This window comes from Streptomyces odontotermitis, assembly GCF_050510915.1.
GTDB lineage: Bacteria > Actinomycetota > Actinomycetes > Streptomycetales > Streptomycetaceae > Streptomyces.
In genome coordinates, this window is sequence record NZ_JBNJLS010000006.1 from 381480 (window position 1) to 402912 (window position 21433).

Genomic DNA, 21433 nt, shown 5'->3' on the forward strand with positions numbered 1-21433 from the left:
ATCTCCGCCCATGGCGAACAGCGGACTGTGGGTCGGCGTCCTCACCGCGCTGACCGCGCTCGGAGCGAGTTACATCACCGCGCGGGCGACCTCGCGCGCGGCCCTGGCCCAGGCCCGAACCATCGCGCGCGCACAGGATGTTCGGGAACAGCGCGACCGACGCCGCTCCACCTACCGGGAGTTGATGACCTGCGTGCACGCCTTCAGCGAGGTCGTCTGGCAGATCGACGCCGTGGACGCGGCGGGCGACCGGGCCGACAGGGACCGCATCCTTGCGCAGATGTACGAGCGCATCGGCCCGGTCATCGGCGACATGAGCAAGGCGCTCCGCGAGGTCCGGCTCGACGGCCCCGCCGAGGTGTCCACCGCCGCCGAGCAGGTCAGGCACCGGGCGCGCCGGGTGCAGTCGCTGCTCAAGGCGCTGATGGGCGACGACGACCCCGAGCGCAGACACGAGTACGACGCCGCCTACCAGGAGTTCCGCAACGCCCATCTCGCCTTCGTCGATCGGGCGAGACGGGCGTTGGAGGTCAGGGACGACGAGGGCTGACGCCGTCGCGCCGTCGCCGGGTCACCACTTCCCTGAGCACTCGTAGTCGCCGCACAGCTGGAGCAGGACCTTCTTGGCCCCGTAGTAGACGTACGACTTGCCGGGCTTCAGCTTCTTGAACTGATAGCGGCCCGAGTTCCAGTAGATGTGCGCGTAGACGTCCGCGCCGTTGACCCGGCTCGCGCCGAAGTGTCCCTTGTAGCCGCCACCGCTGTAGCGGTACCAGGTCTTCCACACCCGGGCGTTGGCCCCCTGGATGTACAGGGTCGTGGACGCCTTGCTCTGGATGTGCACGTCCCCGGCCGCCCCGGGTGACGACGACGGCGCCACCGTCGAGTGGGCGGGCGCGGCGAGCGCACCGCTCGACAGCAGGCCGAGGCTGAGCCCCGCGGCCAGCACACCGGCCGTGAGGGACCGGCGAAGGGTCTGAGTCGCCATGAGTTCTGTTCCTCCCCTTGGATCACCGTGGTCGCCGCGCCGCCGGGGCACCGCGACCCGTATGACCACCAGGCTCACCGCCACCGCCGCACCCCCACCACAACCACCGCCGAGATGACGACAATCTGGGACGTACACCGTTATGACCTGCGCAAACAACCCCAGTCATGACAACGTCCTGGGACGTGTCCCGCCCCCGAACTCTCAGGGCGTGTGGATGCGGTAACTCGTGGGCAGGTCCCGGACCTCGGCGGACGTCACGGTTCCAGGGGTGGTGATGTGCTTGCCGAGCAGCGCCAGCGCATCGTCCGCGAGCCGGGCCTTCACCGCCTCGGTGCGGCCCGGCATGAGCCCGATCGTGACGTGTGCGACGCACGCGTGGGGGCCGTCGCTGTGGCTCTCGACCGCGCGGCACAGGGTCTTGCACACGCCGCGGGTCGCGGACTGCTCCCGCACCATCGGATGGAGCTCCTCGATGAACGCCCGGCGGTCGAAGTCGAGCGTCGCCGTGTAGTCGACGGTGATGTGCGGCATGGGGTCCTCGGCGGTGCGGCAGTGTTAAGTGTCAGGTGCACCTATATTGCCGTACGGCCTCATCGGGGGGGGAGAGGGAGCCCCGCCGCACCGGGCGCAGAGCCCCATCCCGCTCACCTGGGGCAGGGCGTCGAGAAGGTCACGCTGGGCCGGGGCAGGCGGAGGGGTTCGGCTCCGAGGTTCTCCTCGATATGGTCGATGCTGAACGTCGTCGATGCCACGTGCCGCCTTCTCCCCCCCCCCGATCAGCCAGATCAACGGGCCACGCCAGCAGCGCAGTTACGCCTGCTGGGCCGGGTGGGCGGTGTCCGCGAGCACGGCGTCGAGGGCGGCCTGGTCGCATCCGGCTCCGGTCAGGACGTCGGCGGCCACGCCGCGCCCCACCTCGGCCAGGCCGATCAGCAGGTGGTGGCAGTCGATGCCCTCGGCGTCGTCGCGCTCGGACCGCGCCTCCGCGAGCGCGATCGCCTTACGGGAGTAGGGCGTCCACGCGATGCGCTCGGCCGCCTGGGAGGCACCCATGCTCAGCCGGTCGCCGACGCCCCGGTGGACCGCCTCCACCGCCACGCCCGCCGCTTGCAGAAGCCGGGTGGCGCTGTTGTCCTCCGCGGTGAGGCCCCAGAGCAGGTGCTCGGTGCCGATGTAGTTGTTGCGGTGCTGCACCGCCGCCTTCTTGACGTGCGCCATCGCCCGGCGCAGGTCCTCGGTCATCGTCTCCGGGCTGTAGCGCTTGTGCGGCGCGTGGAAGCGCTGCTGGACCGCCTGCCGGGTCACGCCGAGCGCGGCGCCGATGTCGGTCCACGAGGAGCCGTGCATCCGGCAGTGCTCCACATAGTCCTCGACCAAGTCGTCTGCCAGTGACTGGAGTTGGCCCGAGAGCTGCGCGGCGACCGTCAACAGGGCGAGCCAGTCGGGCTGTTCTTGTCCGTCGGGGCGGTGCGCGGTGTCGCAGCGCCGGTCGACTTCGGCAATGAGTTCGTCCAGGTCCGGAAGAGCCATGAGGCAAGTACGCCTTGACAATCCGAGACTGTCAAGAAGTGCTTGCGTCTTTTCCGGATGTCGATGTTGGTCCGCCGCCCGCCTTTCTATGTCCAATCTGCGTTGTTTCTAGAATGTCCGGGTGGAAGACATCGAGGCGATCGCGGCGCTGCAGGATCCGGTACGGCGCCGCCTGTACGAGTACGTGGCGGCACAGGGCCGAGAGGTCGGCCGCAACGAAGCGGCCGAGGCGGCGGGGGTCGCGCGCACGCTCGCGGCCCATCACCTGGACAAGCTGACCGAGGCCGGGCTGCTGGAGAGCGGCAGCCGCCGACTGACCGGGCGCTCGGGGCCGGGGGCGGGCCGTCCCGCCAAGGTCTACACGCGGGCGCGGGCCGAGCGCTCGGTGTCGCTGCCCGCCCGCGACTACCGCACCGCCGCCGAGCTGTTTGCGGAGGCCGCCGAACAGGCCGGTCTCGACGCCGGGCTGTGCGCGGCAGCGCGCCGCCGGGGCGAGGAACTGCGCGGCGAGGCGGCGCCCTGCGGCGGCCTCGACGAGGCGATGGAGGTGCTGGCCGCCCGCGGCTATGAACCGCACATGGAGGGCGCCGACGACGCCGGCGACGCCGAAGACGCACCTGCGGTGCGCATGCGCAACTGCCCCTTCCATGCCGTCGCCGAACGCTTCCCGCCGCTCGTCTGCGGCATGAACCTCGCACTCCTGGAGGGGCTGCTCGGCACGGACGGCCCGGTCCGCGCCCGCATGGACGCCAGGCCGGGGGAGTGCTGTGTCGTGATCGAAGCCTCTAAAAACAATGACCGTTGACATAGAAAAGCGGGACTGCTGGGATGAGGCCATGACCGCATCCGTGCCTTCGGCGTCCTCCGCTTCCTCCGCGTCCTCTGCTTCCTCCGCGCTCTCTGCTTCTTCCGTGCCCGCCCCGCCCGCCGCCCACCTCGCCCAACTCAACGTCGCCACGCTCCTCCACCCCCTCGACCACCCGAGCCTGGCCCCGTTCGTCGAGATGCTCGACCCGGTCAACGCCGCCGCCGACGGCGCGCCCGGCTTCGTGTGGCGGCTCGTGGAGGACGGGGCACCCGACGCCACCGGTCTGCGCCCGGCGGGCGAGGACGTCATCGTCAACCTCTCGGTGTGGGAGACCCAGGAGGCGCTGTGGGACTTCGCGTACCGCAGCGGGCACTTGGAGGTGATGCGGCGCCGTCGCGAGTTCTTCGAGCGGCACGTCACCTCGCATCTGGTGCTCTGGTGGGTGCCCGCAGGTCACCTCCCGACCGTCGGCGAGGCCCTGGAGCGGCTGGCGGAGCTGCGGGGGCACGGACCGTCCCCGCGCGCGTTCACGTTCGCCTCCTCGTACACCGCGGCCGAATCCGCCGCCCACCTCCAGGACGCGCCGCCGACGGAGAGCGCGGCAGCGGTGTAGCGGCGTAGCGGTATGGGGAGTACCCCGATCTTCGAAGCCGCCTGAACCTCCGCGGCCCAACCGTCATCATCCTTGTGGCTGTCACGGTGGCAGCCGACCCGGGACGGCGGTGAGGCCGGGCCGGGGGCCGAGGCAGTGAGGAGCACCCGGGCCCATGGACGTCTGTACGCTCGGCGACTTGATCGACGTCGTCGGCAGCCCGGCGCTGCGGCTCCACACCGCCTCCGCCGGAACCGCTTCGCCGGTCGGTGAGGTGCTCCTGTACGACGCTCACGCCCCGCTGCCCCACGCGCCCGGGGCCCTGCTGCTCGCGGTCGGCGTGCGGGCCGCCGAAGCCGGTCCGCTCGTACGGGCCGCGGCCGGGGCGGGCATGACCGGAGTCGTGGTGCGGGGCCCGGGCGGGCCGGTCGCCGAGGCCGAGGCGCACGGCGTGGCGCTCCTGACGGTCGGCGAGGACACCGCCTGGCACCACGTCCACCTGATGCTGGCCTCGGCCGTCGACGCCCGCTCCGCGCAGGGCGCCGGACTCGGGGACCTGTTCGCGCTGGCCGACGCGATCGCGGCGGCGACCGGTGGCGCGACCTCCGTGGAGGACCCGCGCCAGCGGATCCTGGCCTACTCCACCGTGCCGGGCCAGCCGGTCGACGAGGACCGCCGCCAGGGCATCCTCGGTCTGCAAGTCCCGGGCAGCGTGGACAACTCGGAGCAGGTCCGGCAGGTGTTCGCCGCGCCCGCACCGGTGCGGCTGCCCCCGCTCACTCCGGCCGACCTGCCCCGCCTTGCCTGCGCGGTGCGGGCCGGCGGCGAACCCCTCGGCTCGATCTGGGTGGTCGACACCGGCACCCTCGCCCCCGACGCCGAACAGACCCTGGCCCAGGGCGTGTCCACGGCCGCGCTGCTCCTGCTGCGCCGCCGCGCCACCCAGGAACTGACCCGGCATCAGAACACCGACCTGCTGCGCCGGTTGCTGGACGGCTCGGCCGGCGCGGCGACGGCGGCGCACCGGCTGGGCTGGGACGCGGTCCGGGTGGCCGCCTTCGCGCTGCACTCCGCGGCCGGCGTGCCCGACGCCGAGCGGACCTCGCTGCGCCTCCTGGACCTCGTACGACTGCAGTGCGACGCCCGCTACGGACGGCACGCCTGCGTACTCCTGGACGGAGTGGTGTACGCGCTGCTGCCCGCCCCTGAAGCGTGCGGCGGGGCGGACGGATCGGAGGCGCGCACGACGGCCGACCGGCGGCACCGGCAGCTGGCCGAGGACATCGTGGGCCGGGCCGGGCCGTCGCTGCGGGTGCCCGTACGGGCCGCGCTCGGCGCGGTGGTGCCCTGCCGCGACGGGGTGACGGACTCGCGCGCGGACGCGGATACGGTGCTGCGGCTGCTGGACGACGCCCTGCCGGTGGCCGGAGTCGACGAGATACGGCCACGGGTGACGCTGCTGCGGCTGGCCGATGTGATGCGCGAGCGCGGGGAGTTGAGGGCGGGCGCCTGGCAGCGGGTGCTGGACGCGGACGCCGAGTACGGCACCGAGTACGCCCGCACCCTGACGGCCTGGTTCGGCACGGGCTGCGACGTGGCGAGCGCCGCCAGGCAGCTCTCCGTGCACCCCAACACCTGCCGCTACCGCCTCAAGCAGATCGGCGCACAGCTCGGCATCGACCTCGACGACGCCGACGAACGGCTGGTGCTGTGGCTGCAGTTGAGGGTTCTGGCGGAGCAGGGGGCCGTCAGGGCAGCGGACAAGGCGGCGGGCCGGGCCCTTTCGGGCAGGAGGGCGAGGTCGCGGGTGAACGGAAGTGACTCACCGCCGGAAGAGGGGTGAACGGGGCGTCAACTTCGCTTTGTGGATCGTCTTCGTCTTGGTGACGAGATCGACGGACGCTTCGGCCGGGCCCGTCGCACCCGTCGCACCCGTCGTACCCGTCGTACCCGTCGCCCCGAGACGTTCTCAGTGGGGTCGGCCGGGGAGCGTTGCTATGCAGGACAGGTCCGAACGTGGTGAGCGGTCGGGGCGCACGCGTCAGGGGCCGGGCAGCCCCCCCCCGTGCCCGTGGCGCGGGACGGGAAGGAACCCCGCCGGGATCCCGGCCGGAGGCGGCGATTTCGTCGCACTTGGCGGGCCACCTGGCGCTCCAGGGCCAGGCCGGCAACGCGCGGGTGAGCGAGGCCATCGCGGTCCAGCGGATGGCCGGGCGGACACGAGGGGGGCGCCGAGTCCGCTTCGTCGTCCCGTTCCGCCTCACCGGATCCCCTTGCGTACGGCTCGATCCACGGATCGCCCACGGAGGGCCCGCGCTCCGAGCGGGAGTCCGAAGAGTCCGAGGAGGGGCGTTCGTTCAATGGCTCGGTGGGAAGTGTCAGCTTCCAGACCAGCCAGGACGGCCGGATGATGCGCCAGCTCGGCCAGCTCATCGCCCGCGTGGCCCCGCACTTCCAGCGCGAACTGACCGCCGCGGGCAGCGTCACGGTGCGGTTCGGCCGCACCCAGGGGGGAGGCGTGGGCGAGTGGCGGGCGGGCAGCCGGACGGTCATGCTCAACCCGGTGCACTCCGCCGTGCGCCGGGCAGGTCCGAGCCGGCTGTTCGGTGCCGCCGTCTTCGAACTCCTCAACGCCGCGGCGGAGCCGCGCCGTTCGGCCCTGGACCAGCAGGTGAGGAGCGGCGAGCTCGACCGGCTCGCGGCCCGGGAGGGCATGCCGCCCGCGCAGTACTACGCCCGCGAGCCGGAGCGCATCGAGTGGGGGAACACCATCGTCTCCTACTACCAGCGCCAACTCGGCAGCCACACCCACAGTTACGAGTTCCGCTACAACCTCCTCAAGGTCGAGGCGGCGTCGGCCGCGGCCCGGGCCGAGGAGGAACCACCGTCCTCCTCGTCGTCTTCGTCCTTCGCGTCATAGCCCCACCCCCGGGGCCCTCAGCGCAGGTCGTGGATGAGCCTGCCGATGACGGCGTCGACCTTGTCGGAGTCGAACCGCTCCGAGCCGATCAGCAGCGTCACGGCCCGCCGGCCGTCCCCCGTGACGGCGTTCCTGAGCTTGTGCCCGGACTCCATGGAGCCGCTGTGCCCCCAGGTGACGAAGCCCGGGACGGTCTCGTAGCGCTCGACGCCCAGGCCGTAGCGCTCGCCCGGGGCGTCCGTCGTGATGGTCTTCTCCATCTCGGCCAACTGGGCCGGGGCCAGCAGCTTCCCGCCGCGCAGCGCCGACCAGAACGCGGTCACGTCGGCCCCGTTGGAGACCAGCGCCCCCGAGGCGTCGGCGCCGGAGACGTTCCACTCCGTACGGTCCGCCAACTTGCCCTGGCGCTCGGCATAGCCGCGCAGCTCCGGTTTGGGCAGCGTGGTCCGGTCGCCGGGCCAGGACGTGTGCCGCAGCCCGAGGGGATTGATGATGCGCTGCTTGATCTCCGTGCCGATGCCGCGTCCGGTGACCTTCGAGACGATCATCCCTGCGAGGTTGTAGTTGGTGTTGGAGTAGGCGAAGCCGGACGGGGCCCGGTCGTCGGGCGGCGGCAGCTTCAGGGCCATCTTGACCGTGTCGAGCGGTTCGAGGTGGTCCCAGCGGTAGTCGTCCTCGTTCTCGTACGCGTCCAGGTAGTCGGGCAGGCCGCTGGTGTGCTGCAGCAGCTGCCGCACCGTGATCCTGCGGCCGTCGTAGTGGTCGGTGCGGATCAGGCCGGGGAAGAAGTGGTCGACCGTGTCGTCGAGCCGGAGCCTGCCCTCGCCGACCAGCTGCAGCACGACCGTGGCCACCCAGGTCTTGGTGTTGCTGGCGATGCGGCTGTGCTCGTTCCCGACGACCTTGCGGCCCGTCTTCAGGTCGGCGAGGCCGATGCCGGTGGTGAGGAGGCCGCAGCGGGGGCTCTTCACCGTCACGCTGAGGCCGGAGGCGCCGACGTGCTTCAGCGCGTCCAGCGCCTTCTGGACCGTCCGGGCATCACAGCCGGATCCTGGGGCGGAGGCGCCCGACGAGGCCGACGCGGCGGGGGCAGCCATCAGCGAGGCCGTGACTGCCAGTGCTGCGGCAAGAGTTGTCCTTCGTCGCAAGGTGTCCTTGTGCATGCCGTACACCGTCGGGCCTGGCCGGGCCCGCTGCATGCGGTGCCCAGCCAAACATCCGGGGCGGGTTTTGGCCGTGCGGCCAAGGGGCCGTCTCGCGCGATCTGCTAGGCGGTTTCCGGGGTTGCACGGGCACGGTCCCGATCGGCCGACTTGTGCTGCCGTCCAAGTGGGCGCCCATTGATTTGTTCTGCAGGCCAAAGAGCAGGGCGGGGCGACCTGCCTACGTTGAGGTCCTGACCCAGACCCCTCTCCGTAACCCTGGGCTCCGCACCGTGAAAGGCCCCGTCGTGTCCTTGGACCTGCATCACCGAGCCGTCGTCGCCGACGCCCACAACGACCTTCTCATGGCCGTCGCCGCCCGCCCGCCGGAACGCTGGGGCAGCTTCTTCCGGGAGCGGTGGCTGCCGCAACTGCGCGCGGGCGGCATCGACATCCAGGTCCTGCCCGTCTTCATCGACGACCAGTACCGGCCCGAGGGGGCGCTGCGCCAGACCCTCCGCATGATCGAGTGCGCCCACGTCCTCGCCGAGGAGAACCCCGAACACGTCGCGCTGTGCCTCGACGGCGCGGACATCGACAGGGCCCTGGCCGACAACAGGATCGCCCTCGTGCTCGCCCTGGAGAGCGCACCGGGCCTCGACGCCTCCGTCGAGCTCTTCTCCACCGTCCACCGGCTCGGCGTGCGGATCGCCTCGATAGCCCACTGGGGCCGCACCCCGCTCGCCGACGGCAGCCGGGAGGACGCCACCGGCAGCCGCCTGACCGCCCCCGGAACCCGGGCGGTCCAGGAGATGGAGCGCCTGGGCATGCTCTTCGACATCTCCCATCTCGGCGCCTCCGGCGTCGCCCACGTCCTGGAGCTCGCCACCCGCCCGCTGATCGCCACCCACTCCAACGCCCGCGCCCTGCGCGACCACCACCGCAACCTCACCGACGAGCAGATCCGCGGCGTGGCCGCAACCGGCGGCGTGGTGTGCGTGAACTTCATCCCGGACTTCCTCACCGACGACCAGGCGAAGGTCGGCGTCGACCGCGTCGTCGACCACATCGAACACGTCGCCTCTGTGGCCGGGATCGACCACGTCGGCCTCGGCGCCGACTTCGTCCGCGAGGTCATCGCGGACGTCACCCCGCCCTGCTGCGAGAACACCGACGGCGAGGACCCCCACTTCGACTTCCCGGAACTCGACGGCCCGGCCGGGATGCCCCTGGTCACGGAGGCGCTGCTGCGCCGGGGCCTGCCCGAGGAGGACGCCCTGAAGATCCTGGGCGGGAACGTGCGGCGGCTCATGGCCGCGCACATGGGAGTGCGCAAGGAGGACTCGGGAGTGCGCAAGGAACACCCGGGAGTCCGCGAGGACCACACGGCCGCATGCGACGGGCACAAGGCAGTACGCGACGAGCACAAGGACGCGCACAAGGCAGCACGCACGGAAGGAACCGCCCATGCCGCACGATGACGCACGCACGACCGCGCCCGAGGACCGTGCGCCGGAGGGCCATGCGTCGGAGGGCCATGCGTCGGACCATCGCGCCCCGGCGCTCGACGCCATGCTCGCCGACCTCGAAACGCTCGTCACCTGCGAGTCCTTCTCCGCCGACCACGACGCCCTGGCCCGCAGCGCCCAAGTCGTCGCCGCACAGGGCCGCCGACTGCTCGGCGCCGCACCCGAAACCCTCGTCACCGAAGGCATCACCCACCTTCAGTGGACCTTCGGAACCCCGCGCATCCTGCTGCTCGGCCACCACGACACCGTCTGGCCCACCGGCACGCTCAAGACCCACCCCTGGTCGATGGAGCAGGGCATCGCCCGCGGCCCCGGCGTCTTCGACATGAAGGCCGGGCTGGTCCAGATGTTCCACGCCCTGTCTCAACTCCCGTCCCTGGACGGTCTGTGCGTGCTCGTCACCGGTGACGAGGAGACCGGCTCGGCGACCTCCCGTGCGCTCATCGAGGCCCTCGCGCGGCAGTGCTCGGCCACGCTCGTCCTGGAGCCCTCGGCGCCCGGAGGCGCCCTGAAGACCAGCCGCAAGGGCGTATCGCTGTACGAGCTCACCGTCCACGGCCGCGCCGCCCACTCCGGGCTCGAACCGGAGAAGGGCATCAACGCGGGCACCGAACTCGCCCACCAGCTCCTGGCGTTGGAGCGCATCGCCGCCGACGTCACCGCCGCCACCGGACCAGGGACGACGGTCACCCCCACGCTGCTGCGCGCCGGAACGGCGAACAACACCGTGCCCGCCCTCGCCGAACTGACCGTGGACGTCCGCGTGCCCGACCCCGCCGCGCAGCAGGCCGTCGACCGCCACATCAAGGCCCTCACTCCGCAGGTCCCCGGCGCCCGCCTGGACGTCGGCGGCGGCCCCAACCGCCCGCCCCTGGACGCCGATTCCTCCCGGAAGCTCTTCGCCCAGGCCGCGGAAGAGGCCGCCCGGCTCGGCCTCGAACCGCTGCGGCAGGCCGCCGTCGGCGGCGCCTCCGACGGCAACTTCACCGCCGGGGCCGGCTGCCCCACGCTCGACGGCCTCGGCCCGGTCGGCGACGGCGCGCACGCCGACCACGAACACGTCGTCACCGCCACCATGCCGGACCGCGCCCGGCTGCTGACCCGCCTCGTCGGAGCACTCCAGTGACCCCCATGACGCCCATGACCCCCACGAGCCCGACGAGCCCGCCGACTTCGACGACTCCGGCCACCGGCATACGGCCGACCGTACGAGAGCTCCACGGCATGGCGGACTTCGAAGCCGTCAGCCACCTCTACGCCGACATCTGGGGGAGCGAACCCGGCAGCACCCCCATCTCCGCCGAGGTCATCAAGGCCCTCTCGCACGCGGGCAACTACGTCGCCGGAGCATACGAGGGCGACCGCCTGACCGGTGCCTCCGTCGCCTTCTTCGGCGAGCCCGTCGGCAGCTGCCTGCACTCCCACATCACCGGCGCCGTCATGGGCCGCGGCGCGGGCCTCGCCCTGAAGCTGCACCAGCGGCAGTGGGCCCTGGAGCGCGGCCTCCAGCGCATCACCTGGACCTACGACCCGCTGATCCGCCGCAACGCCTACTTCAACCTGGTCAAGCTCGGCGCCCGCCCCGAGGAGTACCTGACCTCCTTCTACGGGGAGATGGACGACGCCATCAACGGCGGAGACGAGTCCGACCGGGTGCTCGCCGTCTGGGAGTTGACCGAGCCCGCCCCGCCCGCCGCCGAGCTCCCTCCGGGCGCCGCGCACGCCCTGCGCGACCACGGCGGCCTCCCCGAGCCCCTCGCGACCGACGCCGAGACCGTGCTCATCGACCTCCCGGACGACATCGAGTCCCTGCGCCGCACCGACCCGGCCGCCGCCCGCGCCTGGCGCCTCGCCGTACGCGAGAGCCTGGGCGGCCTGCTCGCCGAGGGCGCCGAGGTCACCGGCTTCCACGAACGCCGTCGCTACGTCGTCCGCCGCCCCCACCGCCCCGACCTCCAGCCCTGAGGAGCCCCCACCCCATGAAGACGAAGATCTCCGGCGTCGAACTGCGCCGCATCGCGATGCCGTTGGTCGCCCCGTTCCGCACCTCCTTCGGCGTGGAGACCAGCCGCGACGTGCTGCTGGTCCGCGTCGTCACCGCCGACGGCGAGGGCTGGGGCGAGTGCGGCGCGATGTCCGAGCCCCGCTACTGCTCCGAGTACGTCGACGGCGCCCAGAACGTCCTGCGCTCCTTCCTGGTCCCCGCCCTGCTGGAGGCGGGCGCCAAGGACGGCGTGGACGCGCAGGAAGTGGGCCGGATCCTGGACCCCTTCACCGGCCACCGCATGGCGAAGGCGGCCCTGGAGACGGCGGTCCTCGATGCCCAACTCCGCGCCACGGGCGAGTCGTTCGGCGGCTACCTGGGCGCCGCCCGCGACCGCGTGCCCTGCGGCGTCTCGGTCGGGATCATGGACACCGTCCCGCAACTCCTCGACGCCGTCGACCGCTACGTCACCGAGGGCTACGTCCGCATCAAGCTGAAGATCGAGCCCGGCTGGGACATCGAGCCGGTCCGCGCGGTCCGCGAGCGCTTCGGCGACGACCTGCTCCTCCAGGTCGATGCCAACGCCGCCTACACCCTCACCGACGCCCAGCACCTCGCCAAGCTCGACGCCTTCGACCTGCTCCTGATCGAACAGCCCCTGGCCAACGACGACATGGTCCAGCACGCCCAGCTCGGCAAGCTGATGCGCACCCCGATCTGCCTGGACGAGTCCATCGAGTCCGCCGCCCACGCGGCCGCGGCCCTCTCGCTCGGCGCCTGCTCCATCGTCAACGTCAAGCCCGGCCGGGTCGGCGGCTACCTGGAAGCCCGCCGCATCCACGACCTGGCCCGCGCGCACGGCATCCCGGTCTGGTGCGGCGGCATGCTGGAGACCGGCATCGGCCGCGCCGCCAACGTCGCCCTGGCCGCCCTGCCCGGCTTCACCCTGCCCGGCGACACCTCCGGCTCCCACCGCTACTTCGCCACGGACATCACGGAGCCGTTCGTCCTCGACGACGGCCACCTCGACGTCCCGACGGGCCCCGGCCTCGGCGTGGCACCGCTGCCCGACCTGCTCAAGGAGGTCACCACCTCCACCGAATGGATCGAGCTGTAAGGCAGCCCGGTCACGACGAGGGCGGCACCCGCGACACGACTGCGGGCGCCGCCCTCGTCGACATGCCGCAGAACATGCGGAGTTGTGGCGCGCCCGAGCAGCCGGGCATCCACCCGCACCGCGCGACGGTCAGGCCGGTCCGGTGCGCCCGGACGCGGCGTACTGCCGGCACTCGCCCGTGAAGACGACCGCGAGTTCGTCCGCGATGACGGCGGCGGCCACCTCGGCCGCGGACGCCCCCGCCGCCCGTGCGGCGTCCCGGTAGACCTGCATGGCGAGGCCCTCCGTGACCGCGGTCAGGCGGACGGCAGCGGGCCACGGGTCCAGCTCCGGCGCGACCTCGCCGCACTCTTTGCCGTTGTGCACGGCCCGCGCCACGTCCTCGCGCAGCCGGTGGGCGGTCTCCACGTCGACGACGGCGAGCGCGGCCGCGTCCAGGGCCCGCCCGGCGAACGCCCGCGTCACCCGGAACTCGGTGTGGCGGATCTCGTCCAGCGGCAGGAACTCGGCCAGCGCCTCGGCCAGGACGTGCGAGATCGGCCGCCGGTGCTCGATGCCGGCCCGGATCCGTTCGTCGGCCCGGCCCTTGATGCGTGCGCTGACCTCCTTGAAGGCGTGCAGCAGCATCTCGTCCTTGGAGCGGAAGTAGTGCTGCACGAGCCCGACCGACATCCCGGCGCTCGCGGCGGTCCGTGCCACGGTCACCGCGTCCAGGCCCTGCTCGGTGATGAGCCGGCAGACGGCGTCCGCGATCTGACGGCGGCGTTCTTCGTGGTCAGCGATCCTCGGCACTTGATAACCGTAGCAGCGTACGGTAAAAACCCAATAACCATATGGCGGTACGGTTATTCGAGCCGGGCCTGCCCCTTCATTCGGCCTGCCCTTCATCCGGCCCGCCCCATCAACTGGCGCGTCCTGCCCGGACGTTCACGACGGTGAGGAGAACCCATGTCCCGGTACTTACGACGCGTGGCCGCGCACGCGGTCTCCCTGGTCCTTCTGCTCCTGTTGGTCCCGGCGCCCGCGGCCGCGGCGGCTGACACCTCGTCACCGTCCGGGCGCTACGCGGCGATCGACGCCTACGTACGGGAGCGCATGAAGGCGACCCGTGTGCCCGGCCTCGCCTACGCGGTGGTCGGACCCGACGGGCCGGTCCATCAACGGGCCTGGGGTACGGACGGACGGGGGCGGAAGGTGACGCCCAAGACCCCCTTCCTGTGGGGGTCCGTGGCGAAACCGGTGGCCGCGACCGCGGTGATGACGCTCGTTCAGGACCACCGGCTGAGCCTGGACGACCGGGTGGCCGACCATGTGCCCGCCTTCCGCTTCGGCGGACCGGCGCACGCCTCCCGGGTGCGGGTCCGTCACCTTCTCGGGCAGACCGCCGGGATCCCGGCGTCGGCCACGTTCAAGGTCACCGACTGCTTCGCCGACGACTGCCCCCGCCCGGCGGAGCGCGTCAGCGCACTGGACGACGTGAAACCGCTGGGCCCGCCCGGTGCGAAGTACGCCTACAGCAGCGCGAATTACCTCGTCCTCGCCGCCGTCGTCGAGGCCGTCACACGACAGCCCTTCGCCGCGTATCTGCGCCGGGCGGTGCTCGCCCCGGCAGGCATGGACAGCGCCGTCGTCGACCGCGCCTCGGCCCGCGCGCGACAACTGGCCCCGGGGCACCAGTACTTGTGGGGGCTGCCGGCCGCGACCGCCGACGGCGTCGACGAGCACGGGGCCGCCTACGGCTACACGGGCGGCGACCTGGGCGACCTCGCCGCCTTCGCCGCGCTCCAGCTCCGCGCCGGAGACGGCGACACCTCCGTGCTCACCCCCGCATCCGTACGGGCCACGCGTACGGAGGGCCGGCTCCGGCCTTCCGGGGAGGGCACGGGCTACGGCCTCGGCTGGCGCGTCGGCGGCCTGGACGCCCCGCTCGACCGGGCGGTCTGGCACACGGGCGGCACTCCCGGCTACGCGGGAATGCTGTTCCTGCTGCCCGAGCGGAACATCGCCCTCGTACTGCACCAGAACCTGTACGAGCTCCTCGACGACGACGAGGTCATGAAGGTCGGCTTCGGTGCCGCCCGGATCCTGGCCGGTGGTGCGGCGCCCTCCAGTGGCACGGCGTGGCTGTCGCCGTACGTGCTGACCCTGTGGGGCACCACCGCCCTCGCGGTACTGCTGCTGGGGGCGGCCGTCCGCTCGGTCTTCCTCCTGCGCCGTCCCGTCGCGCGCCCGTCCCGCGTGCGCCGCCTGCTCGGTGCCCTTCCCTGGTGCCTGACCGCGGCCGTGGTGCCGGTCGCGGTGCTGCTGTTCGCCGACGGCATGAGCCCGGGCCAGCTGTGGACCTGGGCCCCCGACGTCCTGATCGCCGCCGCCGGGGCGGCAGTTGCCGGGCTGGTGACCGTGGCTCTCCGCGCCGTCCACGTGATCCGACCGGCCCGCACCGGAGACGAGTGACGGTCATCTCTCGTCGGGGCCCGCCCCCGCCCGCTAGCGGGAGTCCAGCGCTTGGAGCTCGCCGAACGGGAGCCGGGCCCCGACGGGGAGGGGCGGGATCAGTCGACCGGCTTGCCGGGCTCGTCGTGGGTGGAGCAGTGGATGCCGCCGCCGCCCGAGGCGATGGTGTCGATCTGCACCTGCACGATGTCGCGCTTGGGGAAGTGCTCCTGCAGGATGCCCTTGGCCCGCTTGTCCGCCTTGCGGTCGCCGAACTCGGGCAGGAACACCGAGTCGTTGGCGACGTAGAAGTTCGCGTACGTCGACACGAAGTCGTCGCCCTCGCCGGTGATCTCGTACAGGTCGGGCTGCGGCAGGTCGACGATCTCGAAGGAACGTCCCTCGGCGTCGGTCGCCTTGCCGAGCACGGCCTTGGCCTGGTCGGCGGCGCGCGACCAGGAGTCGGCGGGGGTGTCGGGGTGCGCCCGGTCAAGCAGCACCACACCGGGCTCGGTGAAGCGGACGAGACTGTCCACGTGGGCGTCGGTGATGTCCTGGCCGCGCACCCCGGCCAGCCAGATCACCTTCTTGACGCCCAGGGTCTGCTTGAGCTCGGCCTCGATCTGGTCGCGGCTCTTGCCGCGGTTGCGGTTGTCGTTGACGATCGAGCTCTCGGTGATCAGGAGCGTGCCCTCGCCGTCGGTCTCGAACGAGCCGCCCTCGGCGACCAGCGGGGCCTTCGTGCGCGGGATGTCGTACTCGGCGAGCAGGGTCTGGCCCACCTTGCCGTCGTTGGTGTGCTCCTGCTTGTTGCCCCACCCGTTGAAGTTGAAGTCGACGCCCAGGACCTTGCCGTCCTGCTCCACGAAGACCGGCACGGTGTCGCGGGCCCACAGGTCGTCGACGGCCAGCGGAATGACCTCGACGTCGCGCCCACATGCCTTCTGGGCGGCCTTCTGCTGGTCGGGCCGCGCCATCATCACGACGTACTCGTACTCGGCGATGGCACGGGCGACGCGGGCGATGTCCTCGCGCACATGGCGCAGGTCGTCCTCCCACACCGACTCCAGTGCGGGCCACGACATGAACGTGCGCGCGTGGCTCTCCCACTCGGCGCCCATGCGGCGGCCCTTGGCGTCCGTGTCCGTGTCCCGGTCGGTGTCGGCGGCGCTCGCGACGCCGGAGTCACCGGGCCCGCAGGCCGATGCGCCGAGGATCACGGCGCCGATGCCGCCGATCGCGCGCAGGGCCGAGCGGCGGGAGGGGAGGAGGTGGGACACGGTGAACTCCGATCATCGTGATGGGGTCAAGCTAGCCGCCGGTGTGGCGGGCCGCTCGACGAGCGCGGCGGGGTGCGGGCGGCGTGGGTGGGGTGGGGGCGCGCGCGTCTGAGTCACGCGAACCGTCGGCGGTGTGTGCCGCGCCGAGGGACGGCCGGATGCCGTGAGGGCGGGTGGGGTGGCCGTGCCGTCACGCTGTTCCTTCACTGTCGCACGTACTGAAAATTCAGTCAAAGAGTGGTGACGGTGCGCCGTGTGCCCCGGCGTGCGGTGTCGGGCGCTCGGCCGAGATCACCGGGCCGGGAAGGGGCGGGTAGGGTTCGGATCCATGGCGCCCCGCACTACTCAGATCCTGGAAGCTGCCGCACGGCTGATCGCCCGTCGCGGTGTGCGCGGCCTGCGTGTCGAAGAGCTGGCCGCCGAGGCGGGCGTCTCCACCGGGCTGATCTACTACCACTTCAAGGACCGCACCGGGATCCTGCGCCACACCCTGGAGTTCATCAACAACCGGGCCGAGCGCTACACCACCAGCCGCGACAGCGACGCCGAACCGCTGCCTCCCCGTGAGGAGTTGGAAGAGACCCTGCTCCTGGAGCTCCAGGACACCCCGGAGGTACGGGAGAACAGCTCCGCCTGGGGCGAGTTGCGTGCGAGCGCCGTCTTCGACGAAGTGCTGCGCGAGGATCTCGCCAGGGCCACGCTCGTGTGGGTGCAGGAGGTCGCGGCCCTCATCGGACAGGTGCAGCCGATGACCCCGGCGCCCGCCCTGGCGGCGGCCGGCGAGCGGCTCACCGCTCTCGTGGAGGGGCTGAGCATGCGCTGGCTCAGCGGCGGGCTCCAGCTCGAGCATGCCCGTGACCTCGCGCGCGGCGCCATCGAGGCCGAACTGACGCTGCTGCGGCAGAAGTAGCCGCTCCCGCGGTGACTGAAAATCCAGTCAGCGGAATCCACTGCGTCACACAGCAGCCGGACAGGCCCTAGACGCGCCGCACTCCGCTCAGTCGCCGTCCTCGCGCGTGGCGGACCGGCGTGCCTCGTGCCGCCCCGCATAGCGCTCCTTGCGGTTCGCGGCCTTGTTCATCCCCTGCCGCTCCTTGTTGCAGGAGCGCACGCTGCAGCCCGCACAGCAGCTGTGGCCGAACAGCAGGGCGCCGGGGTGTTCCCAGCGGCAGCGGGTGTCGTCGGTGTCCTCCTGTGTCGGGGCGGGCGGCAGGTCGCAGGCGCCGAAGCGGTGGTCGTGCACCGGCCGGGGGCGGTGTTCGAGGTGGCGCACCCACAGCGGTTTCGTCTTGTCCGTACGGGACATCGCGTTCCTTCTGGAACCAGCCGCCCGGGCTCCCGGACCTTCCGGGCGGGCGGCTGGGTTCGCCCCTTCACGGCGGAATGCATGACGCCCTCCCTTTCTCCGGCCATGGCCCCGATGGAACGGAACCTGGCAGCTTATGGACCGGCCCGGGGGAGAGGAAAGGGATTTTCGGCGCCGGGGTATTCGATTGCGCGGGCCGCGACGGCTTGGCAGGGTGCGGGGAACCCGTCAGCCCGCGCGAGGAGGCGTTCCTGTGTCCGTCGTTCCGGAGCCCCGGCTGGCCCTTCTCGGGGGAGGCTTCTCCACCGATGACGACGGCCTGCTGGACGACTGGGTGCTCGGTCACGTACGCGCTCCGCGGCCCAAGGTGTGCTTCCTGCCCACCGCCAGCGGTGACGCCCCCGCCTACGTCGAGCAGTTCCACGCCGCGTACGACGCGCGCGCCTGCGAGCCGAGCGTCCTGCCGCTGTTCCGGCGGGACAGGGACGACGCCGCCTTGCGGGCGTTCCTGCTCTCCCAGGACGTCATCTATGTGGGCGGGGGAAACACCGCCAACCTGCTGGCGGTCTGGCGCGTGCACGGCGTCGACCGGATCCTGCGCGAGGCGTACGGGCGCGGCACGCTGCTGTGCGGCATCAGCGCGGGTGCCAACTGCTGGGCCGAAGGCTCGCACACCGACTCCTTCGGGCCGCTGACGCACCTGTCCGACGGGCTGGGGCTGCTGCCCGGCTCGGTCTGCCCCCACTACGACAGCGAACCGGGGCGGCGGCCGTCCTACCAGGAGGCCGTGGCGAGCGGTGCGCTTCCGCCCGGCTGGGCGGTGGAGGACGGTGCCGCCGCCCTCTTCACCGACGGCCGGCTGACGGAGGCGGTGACCCGCACCTCGCGGGCCGGTCTCTACCGGGTGGAGCCCGACGGCGACGGACGAGGAGCGGTGGAGCGGGCCCACCCGTGCCGCCTGCTCGACGGGGCACGCCGACCCGCGTCGCCCGCATGACCTGTGAGGAGGGCGGACCACACCCCAGGCCGGGCCGCCCTCCTCACCACACCCCTCACGACGGGGATGTCCCGGCCTCGGCGTGCTCCCCTTCCTGCCGCGCCGCGTCCCGAGCGGCCGTCCCCCGCACGCACAGCGCCCGCACCGCCATGGCGCCCGCGACCGCGAGCAGCACCGGCACCCCCAAGTCCCAGGGGGCATCGGTGAATTCGAGGGTCAGGACGACGGCGGTGACGGGCATGCGCTGCGCGACGGCGAGGAACGCTCCGGCGCCCACGACCGCGTACGCGCCGATCGACGCCCCCGGCCACAGCAGCACCCAGGCGCCGCCGGTCACCACCCCGAGCAGCGCCCCGTTGGCGAACGACGGGGTGAGCAGGCCGCCCGAGGCGCCCGCGCCCAGGCACAGCACGACGACCACCGTGCGCAGGACCAGCAGGACGGCTGCCAGGGCGATGCCGGGCTGCGTGGAGAAGGCGACCTCGGCCGGTGCCTTGCCGTTGCCGAGGAGCTGCGGGTAGTGGATGGCGAGCAGCCCGGTGGCCAGGAAGGCCGCGGGCAGGGCCAGGAGCAGCGTCCGGCCGCGCGGGGCCCGGGCGCGGGCGGCCCGCGCGGTGGCACTGAACAGGTAGGCGCAGCCGCCGATGACCGGCCCGGCGAGCACCGACCAGACGATCAGTGACCCGCCGACGTTCAACTCCGGCAGGTGGTAGACCGGTTCGTCCGGCAGCGCCAGCCAGGACACCCAGGTGGCGAGGGCCGCGACGGCCGCCGCCGGGATCACCGCGCCCACCGCCCAGGTGCCGAGCACCACCTCCAGGGTGAAGACAAGGGCCCCCAGCGGCACGTCGTACACGGCGGCGAGACCACCCCCGGCCGCGCACGCCACAAGCACCTGGCACTGACGCTTCGTCAGCCCGGCCCGTCGGCACGCCTCCCCGGCGAAGGCGGCCGCCAGCTCGCGCGGCGCCACCTCCCTGCCCAGCGGGGAGCCGAGCGCCACGGTCAGGATCTGCAGCAGCGCGTGGACGGTGGTGGTGAGCAACGGCATCCGCGGCAGCTCGGCCCGCACCGCGTCCCCGACGCCGACCAGCGGCCGCCCGAAGCGATACAGGGCCCACCAGCCCACCCCGCCGACGACGCCCGCGACCACCATCACGGCCACGCGCCGCAGCGGCGACGCCGCCTCCGCACCCGCCAGGAACGGGCCGCCGGAGTAGCCGTACGCGAGGTGCTGCACCGCGTGCAGCAGCAGGGCCAGCAGGGTGCCGGCCGCCCCGGCGAGCACACCGACCACGACGGTCATCAGGGCGAACCGGTACGGGCGCGCACCAGGGAAGTCACGGTCAGTCACGGGCGAACACTAACCGTGAAGGAGAGGGTGAGACCGGCTCCACGCCGGTGCCCGCCCCATCGGGCGTGTGACCGGCCTGCCGGGCTACTTCACGTACCGCGCCGGCCGTGTCGCCCGGCCCAGCAGCCACTCCAGTGGCCCCCGCCCGAGGAACCGGGACCACAGCGTCGCGAACACCATGGCCGCCACGACGAAGCCGAGCAGCACGTGCAGCGACGGGCCGGGCAGTTCCTCGACGCCGAGGAGGCGGATGCCGACGATGTGGAAGACGTACGCGGTCAGGGACATGGTGCCGACCGCGATGACGGGGGTGGCCAGGCGGCGGAAGCGGGGGAGCGCGTCGGTCGCGAGGAGGCAGAGGGCCAGGACCGCGACGGCCACGCCGGTGTTGGCGACGATCGACAGGGTCGTCTCGCTGTGCGGGGAGGCCGCCAGGAGCCAGGCCGCGGTGTCCCCGGTGGGGTGGCCGGCGACGTCCGACCACCACGCCGACAGGGCCGAACCCCCCTCCCCGTAGCCGGAGTCGGCGAGCGCGGAGGCGGCGCCGGGCACGAGGTGCAGCGCCAGCCAGGAGCCGCCGTAGCCGACGACGGCCAGGCAGACGCCGGTGACCGCCAGGCGTATGCGTACCGCCGTGGCCGCCAGGTCGAGCCGGGCCACGGCCATGCCCGCGATGACGAACGGCAGCCAGGACAGGGCCGGGTAGCTGCCGGTGAACAGCAGCGAGACCAGGCCGTCGGCGTTGGCGGGCCACGTCCAGAGGGAGCCTGGGCCGGGCTCGTACGGGAGGTGCTGCTGGATCACGTACAGGACCTGGGGCAGGACGAGCGCGCTCGCCGCGGCGATGACGGCCAGCGGCTTGGCGGAGAGCCGGTACAGGGGCAGGACCAGCAGGAAGTACAGGCCGTAGAAGGCGAGGATGACCTCGACCTGAGTGCCGTAGAGCGTGAGCGCCGTGCCCAGGACCAGCAGGATCAGGGCCCGGATGACGACCTTGGCGACGGCCTGGCGACCGGCCCGGCCCGCCTTCGGTGTCCGGCGGCCGGTCATCAGGACGATCGAGAACCCGGCCAGGACGGCGAAGAGCGCCGACGCCCGGCCGTGCGCGAGCTCCATCAGGAACCCGGTCGCGCCACCCCGGGACGGGTCCGGGCCGACATGCGCCGCGTACATCCCGAACACCGCCAGGCCGCGGGCGAGGTCCACACCGATCAGGCGTCCGGTCGGGGAAGGGCCGGGCGGGGCGGCGGGCGCGGAGGGCGTCGGGCCGGGCGCAGGGAGGGTGGGAGCTGCGTTCTGCGTCATGTATTCGAGGCTGATCGGCGGGTACGGAGGCGGGTATCCGGCAGCGGTCCGGGCCGCCCCCGCCGACCGGCTGCGGAGCGACCCCCACCCGGCGGGTGGCGCGCGGGGCCCGGTGGGTGGCGCGGAGTGCGGGAGCGCCGCCCCC

21 protein-coding genes are annotated in these 21433 nt (G+C 72.5%); 12 read left to right on the forward strand and 9 right to left on the reverse strand.

The genetic code is table 11. The features are described from left to right. Positions 1 to 10: 10 nt before the first annotated feature. Positions 11 to 550, forward strand: coding sequence for a hypothetical protein (locus tag ACQB60_RS20450; protein WP_496927446.1), 540 nt, complete (start codon positions 11 to 13; stop codon positions 548 to 550). Positions 551 to 571: 21 nt separating this feature from the next. Here ACQB60_RS20450 and ACQB60_RS20455 read toward each other — a convergent pair whose 3' ends face one another. From ACQB60_RS20455 to ACQB60_RS20465, 3 genes are all read right to left on the reverse strand, one after another. Continuing rightward, positions 572 to 988: a hypothetical protein gene (locus ACQB60_RS20455; protein ID WP_496927447.1), complete on the reverse strand. Its 417-nt coding sequence runs from the start codon at positions 986 to 988 to the stop codon at positions 572 to 574. A gap of 204 nt (positions 989 to 1192) precedes the next feature. Further along, the gene (locus tag ACQB60_RS20460) at positions 1193 to 1522 is read right to left on the reverse strand and encodes a 5-carboxymethyl-2-hydroxymuconate Delta-isomerase (RefSeq protein ID WP_496927448.1); all 330 of its coding nucleotides are present in this window, start codon (positions 1520 to 1522) and stop codon (positions 1193 to 1195) included. Positions 1523 to 1801: 279 nt separating this feature from the next. Beyond that, on the reverse strand, positions 1802 to 2521 hold the full coding sequence (locus tag ACQB60_RS20465) for a Clp protease N-terminal domain-containing protein (protein WP_496927449.1): 720 nt from the start codon (positions 2519 to 2521) through the stop codon (positions 1802 to 1804). Positions 2522 to 2642: 121 nt separating this feature from the next. Here ACQB60_RS20465 and ACQB60_RS20470 point away from each other — a divergent pair, with 121 nt between their 5' ends. The 4 genes from ACQB60_RS20470 to ACQB60_RS20485 all read left to right on the forward strand — a co-directional run bounded on the left by ACQB60_RS20470 (position 2643) and on the right by ACQB60_RS20485 (position 6841). Beyond that, entirely contained in the window at positions 2643 to 3326 is a 684-nt protein-coding gene (locus ACQB60_RS20470) for a helix-turn-helix transcriptional regulator (protein ID WP_496927450.1), read from the forward strand. A gap of 106 nt (positions 3327 to 3432) precedes the next feature. After that, complete coding sequence (locus tag ACQB60_RS20475; protein WP_496927563.1) at positions 3433 to 3942, forward strand: DUF3291 domain-containing protein; 510 nt, start codon at positions 3433 to 3435, stop codon at positions 3940 to 3942. Between the two features lie 154 nt (positions 3943 to 4096). Beyond that, a complete protein-coding gene (locus ACQB60_RS20480) occupies positions 4097 to 5764 on the forward strand; it encodes a PucR family transcriptional regulator (RefSeq protein WP_496927451.1) in 1668 nt (555 codons plus the stop codon). A gap of 525 nt (positions 5765 to 6289) precedes the next feature. Next, positions 6290 to 6841 (forward strand): hypothetical protein, encoded by a 552-nt coding sequence (locus tag ACQB60_RS20485; RefSeq protein WP_496927452.1) that lies wholly within the window; start codon positions 6290 to 6292, stop codon positions 6839 to 6841. Between the two features lie 17 nt (positions 6842 to 6858). Here ACQB60_RS20485 and ACQB60_RS20490 read toward each other — a convergent pair whose 3' ends face one another. After that, positions 6859 to 7938 (reverse strand): serine hydrolase domain-containing protein, encoded by a 1080-nt coding sequence (locus ACQB60_RS20490; protein ID WP_496927453.1) that lies wholly within the window; start codon positions 7936 to 7938, stop codon positions 6859 to 6861. A 353-nt stretch (positions 7939 to 8291) separates the two neighbouring features. Here ACQB60_RS20490 and ACQB60_RS20495 point away from each other — a divergent pair, with 353 nt between their 5' ends. The 4 genes from ACQB60_RS20495 to menC all read left to right on the forward strand — a co-directional run bounded on the left by ACQB60_RS20495 (position 8292) and on the right by menC (position 12613). Beyond that, complete coding sequence (locus tag ACQB60_RS20495; protein ID WP_496927454.1) at positions 8292 to 9464, forward strand: dipeptidase; 1173 nt, start codon at positions 8292 to 8294, stop codon at positions 9462 to 9464. A 91-nt stretch (positions 9465 to 9555) separates the two neighbouring features. Then, positions 9556 to 10638: a M20 family metallopeptidase gene (locus ACQB60_RS20500; RefSeq protein WP_496927564.1), complete on the forward strand. Its 1083-nt coding sequence runs from the start codon at positions 9556 to 9558 to the stop codon at positions 10636 to 10638. A gap of 98 nt (positions 10639 to 10736) precedes the next feature. Further along, a complete protein-coding gene (locus ACQB60_RS20505) occupies positions 10737 to 11477 on the forward strand; it encodes a GNAT family N-acetyltransferase (protein WP_496927565.1) in 741 nt (246 codons plus the stop codon). A 14-nt stretch (positions 11478 to 11491) separates the two neighbouring features. After that, positions 11492 to 12613, forward strand: coding sequence for an o-succinylbenzoate synthase (gene menC, locus ACQB60_RS20510; protein WP_496927455.1), 1122 nt, complete (start codon positions 11492 to 11494; stop codon positions 12611 to 12613). 129 nt (positions 12614 to 12742) lie between these two features. On the opposite strand, the gene ACQB60_RS20515 is transcribed toward menC, so the two are convergent. After that, positions 12743 to 13405: a TetR/AcrR family transcriptional regulator gene (locus ACQB60_RS20515; protein WP_496927456.1), complete on the reverse strand. Its 663-nt coding sequence runs from the start codon at positions 13403 to 13405 to the stop codon at positions 12743 to 12745. 156 nt (positions 13406 to 13561) lie between these two features. Between ACQB60_RS20515 and ACQB60_RS20520 the strand changes: the two genes are divergently transcribed. After that, positions 13562 to 15067 (forward strand): serine hydrolase domain-containing protein, encoded by a 1506-nt coding sequence (locus ACQB60_RS20520; RefSeq protein WP_496927457.1) that lies wholly within the window; start codon positions 13562 to 13564, stop codon positions 15065 to 15067. A gap of 98 nt (positions 15068 to 15165) precedes the next feature. On the opposite strand, the gene ACQB60_RS20525 is transcribed toward ACQB60_RS20520, so the two are convergent. Then, entirely contained in the window at positions 15166 to 16326 is a 1161-nt protein-coding gene (locus ACQB60_RS20525; protein WP_496927458.1) for an agmatine deiminase family protein, read from the reverse strand. Positions 16327 to 16654: 328 nt separating this feature from the next. Between ACQB60_RS20525 and ACQB60_RS20530 the strand changes: the two genes are divergently transcribed. Then, entirely contained in the window at positions 16655 to 17236 is a 582-nt protein-coding gene (locus ACQB60_RS20530; RefSeq protein ID WP_496927459.1) for a TetR/AcrR family transcriptional regulator, read from the forward strand. Positions 17237 to 17323: 87 nt separating this feature from the next. Here the strand turns inward: ACQB60_RS20530 and ACQB60_RS20535 are convergent, their stop codons facing one another. Next, positions 17324 to 17632 (reverse strand): hypothetical protein, encoded by a 309-nt coding sequence (locus ACQB60_RS20535; protein ID WP_496927460.1) that lies wholly within the window; start codon positions 17630 to 17632, stop codon positions 17324 to 17326. 253 nt (positions 17633 to 17885) lie between these two features. On the opposite strand from ACQB60_RS20535, the gene ACQB60_RS20540 reads away from it, so the two are divergent. Beyond that, a complete protein-coding gene (locus ACQB60_RS20540) occupies positions 17886 to 18629 on the forward strand; it encodes a Type 1 glutamine amidotransferase-like domain-containing protein (protein WP_496927461.1) in 744 nt (247 codons plus the stop codon). A gap of 55 nt (positions 18630 to 18684) precedes the next feature. On the opposite strand, the gene ACQB60_RS20545 is transcribed toward ACQB60_RS20540, so the two are convergent. Both ACQB60_RS20545 and ACQB60_RS20550 read right to left on the reverse strand, forming a co-directional pair. After that, positions 18685 to 19983 carry a chloride channel protein gene (locus tag ACQB60_RS20545; RefSeq protein WP_496927462.1) on the reverse strand — a complete coding sequence of 433 codons (1299 nt, stop codon included), beginning with the start codon at positions 19981 to 19983 and terminating at the stop codon, positions 18685 to 18687. An 84-nt stretch (positions 19984 to 20067) separates the two neighbouring features. Then, complete coding sequence (locus ACQB60_RS20550; protein ID WP_496927463.1) at positions 20068 to 21288, reverse strand: DUF418 domain-containing protein; 1221 nt, start codon at positions 21286 to 21288, stop codon at positions 20068 to 20070. Positions 21289 to 21433 lie beyond the last annotated feature (145 nt).

Bases quoted from the DNA above. Each gene is read 5' to 3' on its own strand.
- ACQB60_RS20450 (WP_496927446.1), top strand. From the start codon at position 11: ATGGCGAACAGCGGACTGTGGGTCGGCGTCCTCACCGCGCTGACCGCG.
- ACQB60_RS20455 (WP_496927447.1), bottom strand. From the start codon at position 988: ATGGCGACTCAGACCCTTCGCCGGTCCCTCACGGCCGGTGTGCTGGCC.
- ACQB60_RS20460 (WP_496927448.1), bottom strand. From the start codon at position 1,522: ATGCCGCACATCACCGTCGACTACACGGCGACGCTCGACTTCGACCGC.
- ACQB60_RS20465 (WP_496927449.1), bottom strand. From the start codon at position 2,521: ATGGCTCTTCCGGACCTGGACGAACTCATTGCCGAAGTCGACCGGCGC.
- ACQB60_RS20480 (WP_496927451.1), top strand. From the start codon at position 4,097: ATGGACGTCTGTACGCTCGGCGACTTGATCGACGTCGTCGGCAGCCCG.
- ACQB60_RS20490 (WP_496927453.1), bottom strand. From the start codon at position 7,938: ATGGCTGCCCCCGCCGCGTCGGCCTCGTCGGGCGCCTCCGCCCCAGGA.
- ACQB60_RS20500 (WP_496927564.1), top strand. From the start codon at position 9,556: ATGCTCGCCGACCTCGAAACGCTCGTCACCTGCGAGTCCTTCTCCGCC.
- ACQB60_RS20505 (WP_496927565.1), top strand. From the start codon at position 10,737: ATGGCGGACTTCGAAGCCGTCAGCCACCTCTACGCCGACATCTGGGGG.
- menC (WP_496927455.1), top strand. From the start codon at position 11,492: ATGAAGACGAAGATCTCCGGCGTCGAACTGCGCCGCATCGCGATGCCG.
- ACQB60_RS20520 (WP_496927457.1), top strand. From the start codon at position 13,562: ATGTCCCGGTACTTACGACGCGTGGCCGCGCACGCGGTCTCCCTGGTC.
- ACQB60_RS20530 (WP_496927459.1), top strand. From the start codon at position 16,655: ATGGCGCCCCGCACTACTCAGATCCTGGAAGCTGCCGCACGGCTGATC.
- ACQB60_RS20535 (WP_496927460.1), bottom strand. From the start codon at position 17,632: ATGTCCCGTACGGACAAGACGAAACCGCTGTGGGTGCGCCACCTCGAA.
- ACQB60_RS20550 (WP_496927463.1), bottom strand. From the start codon at position 21,288: ATGACGCAGAACGCAGCTCCCACCCTCCCTGCGCCCGGCCCGACGCCC.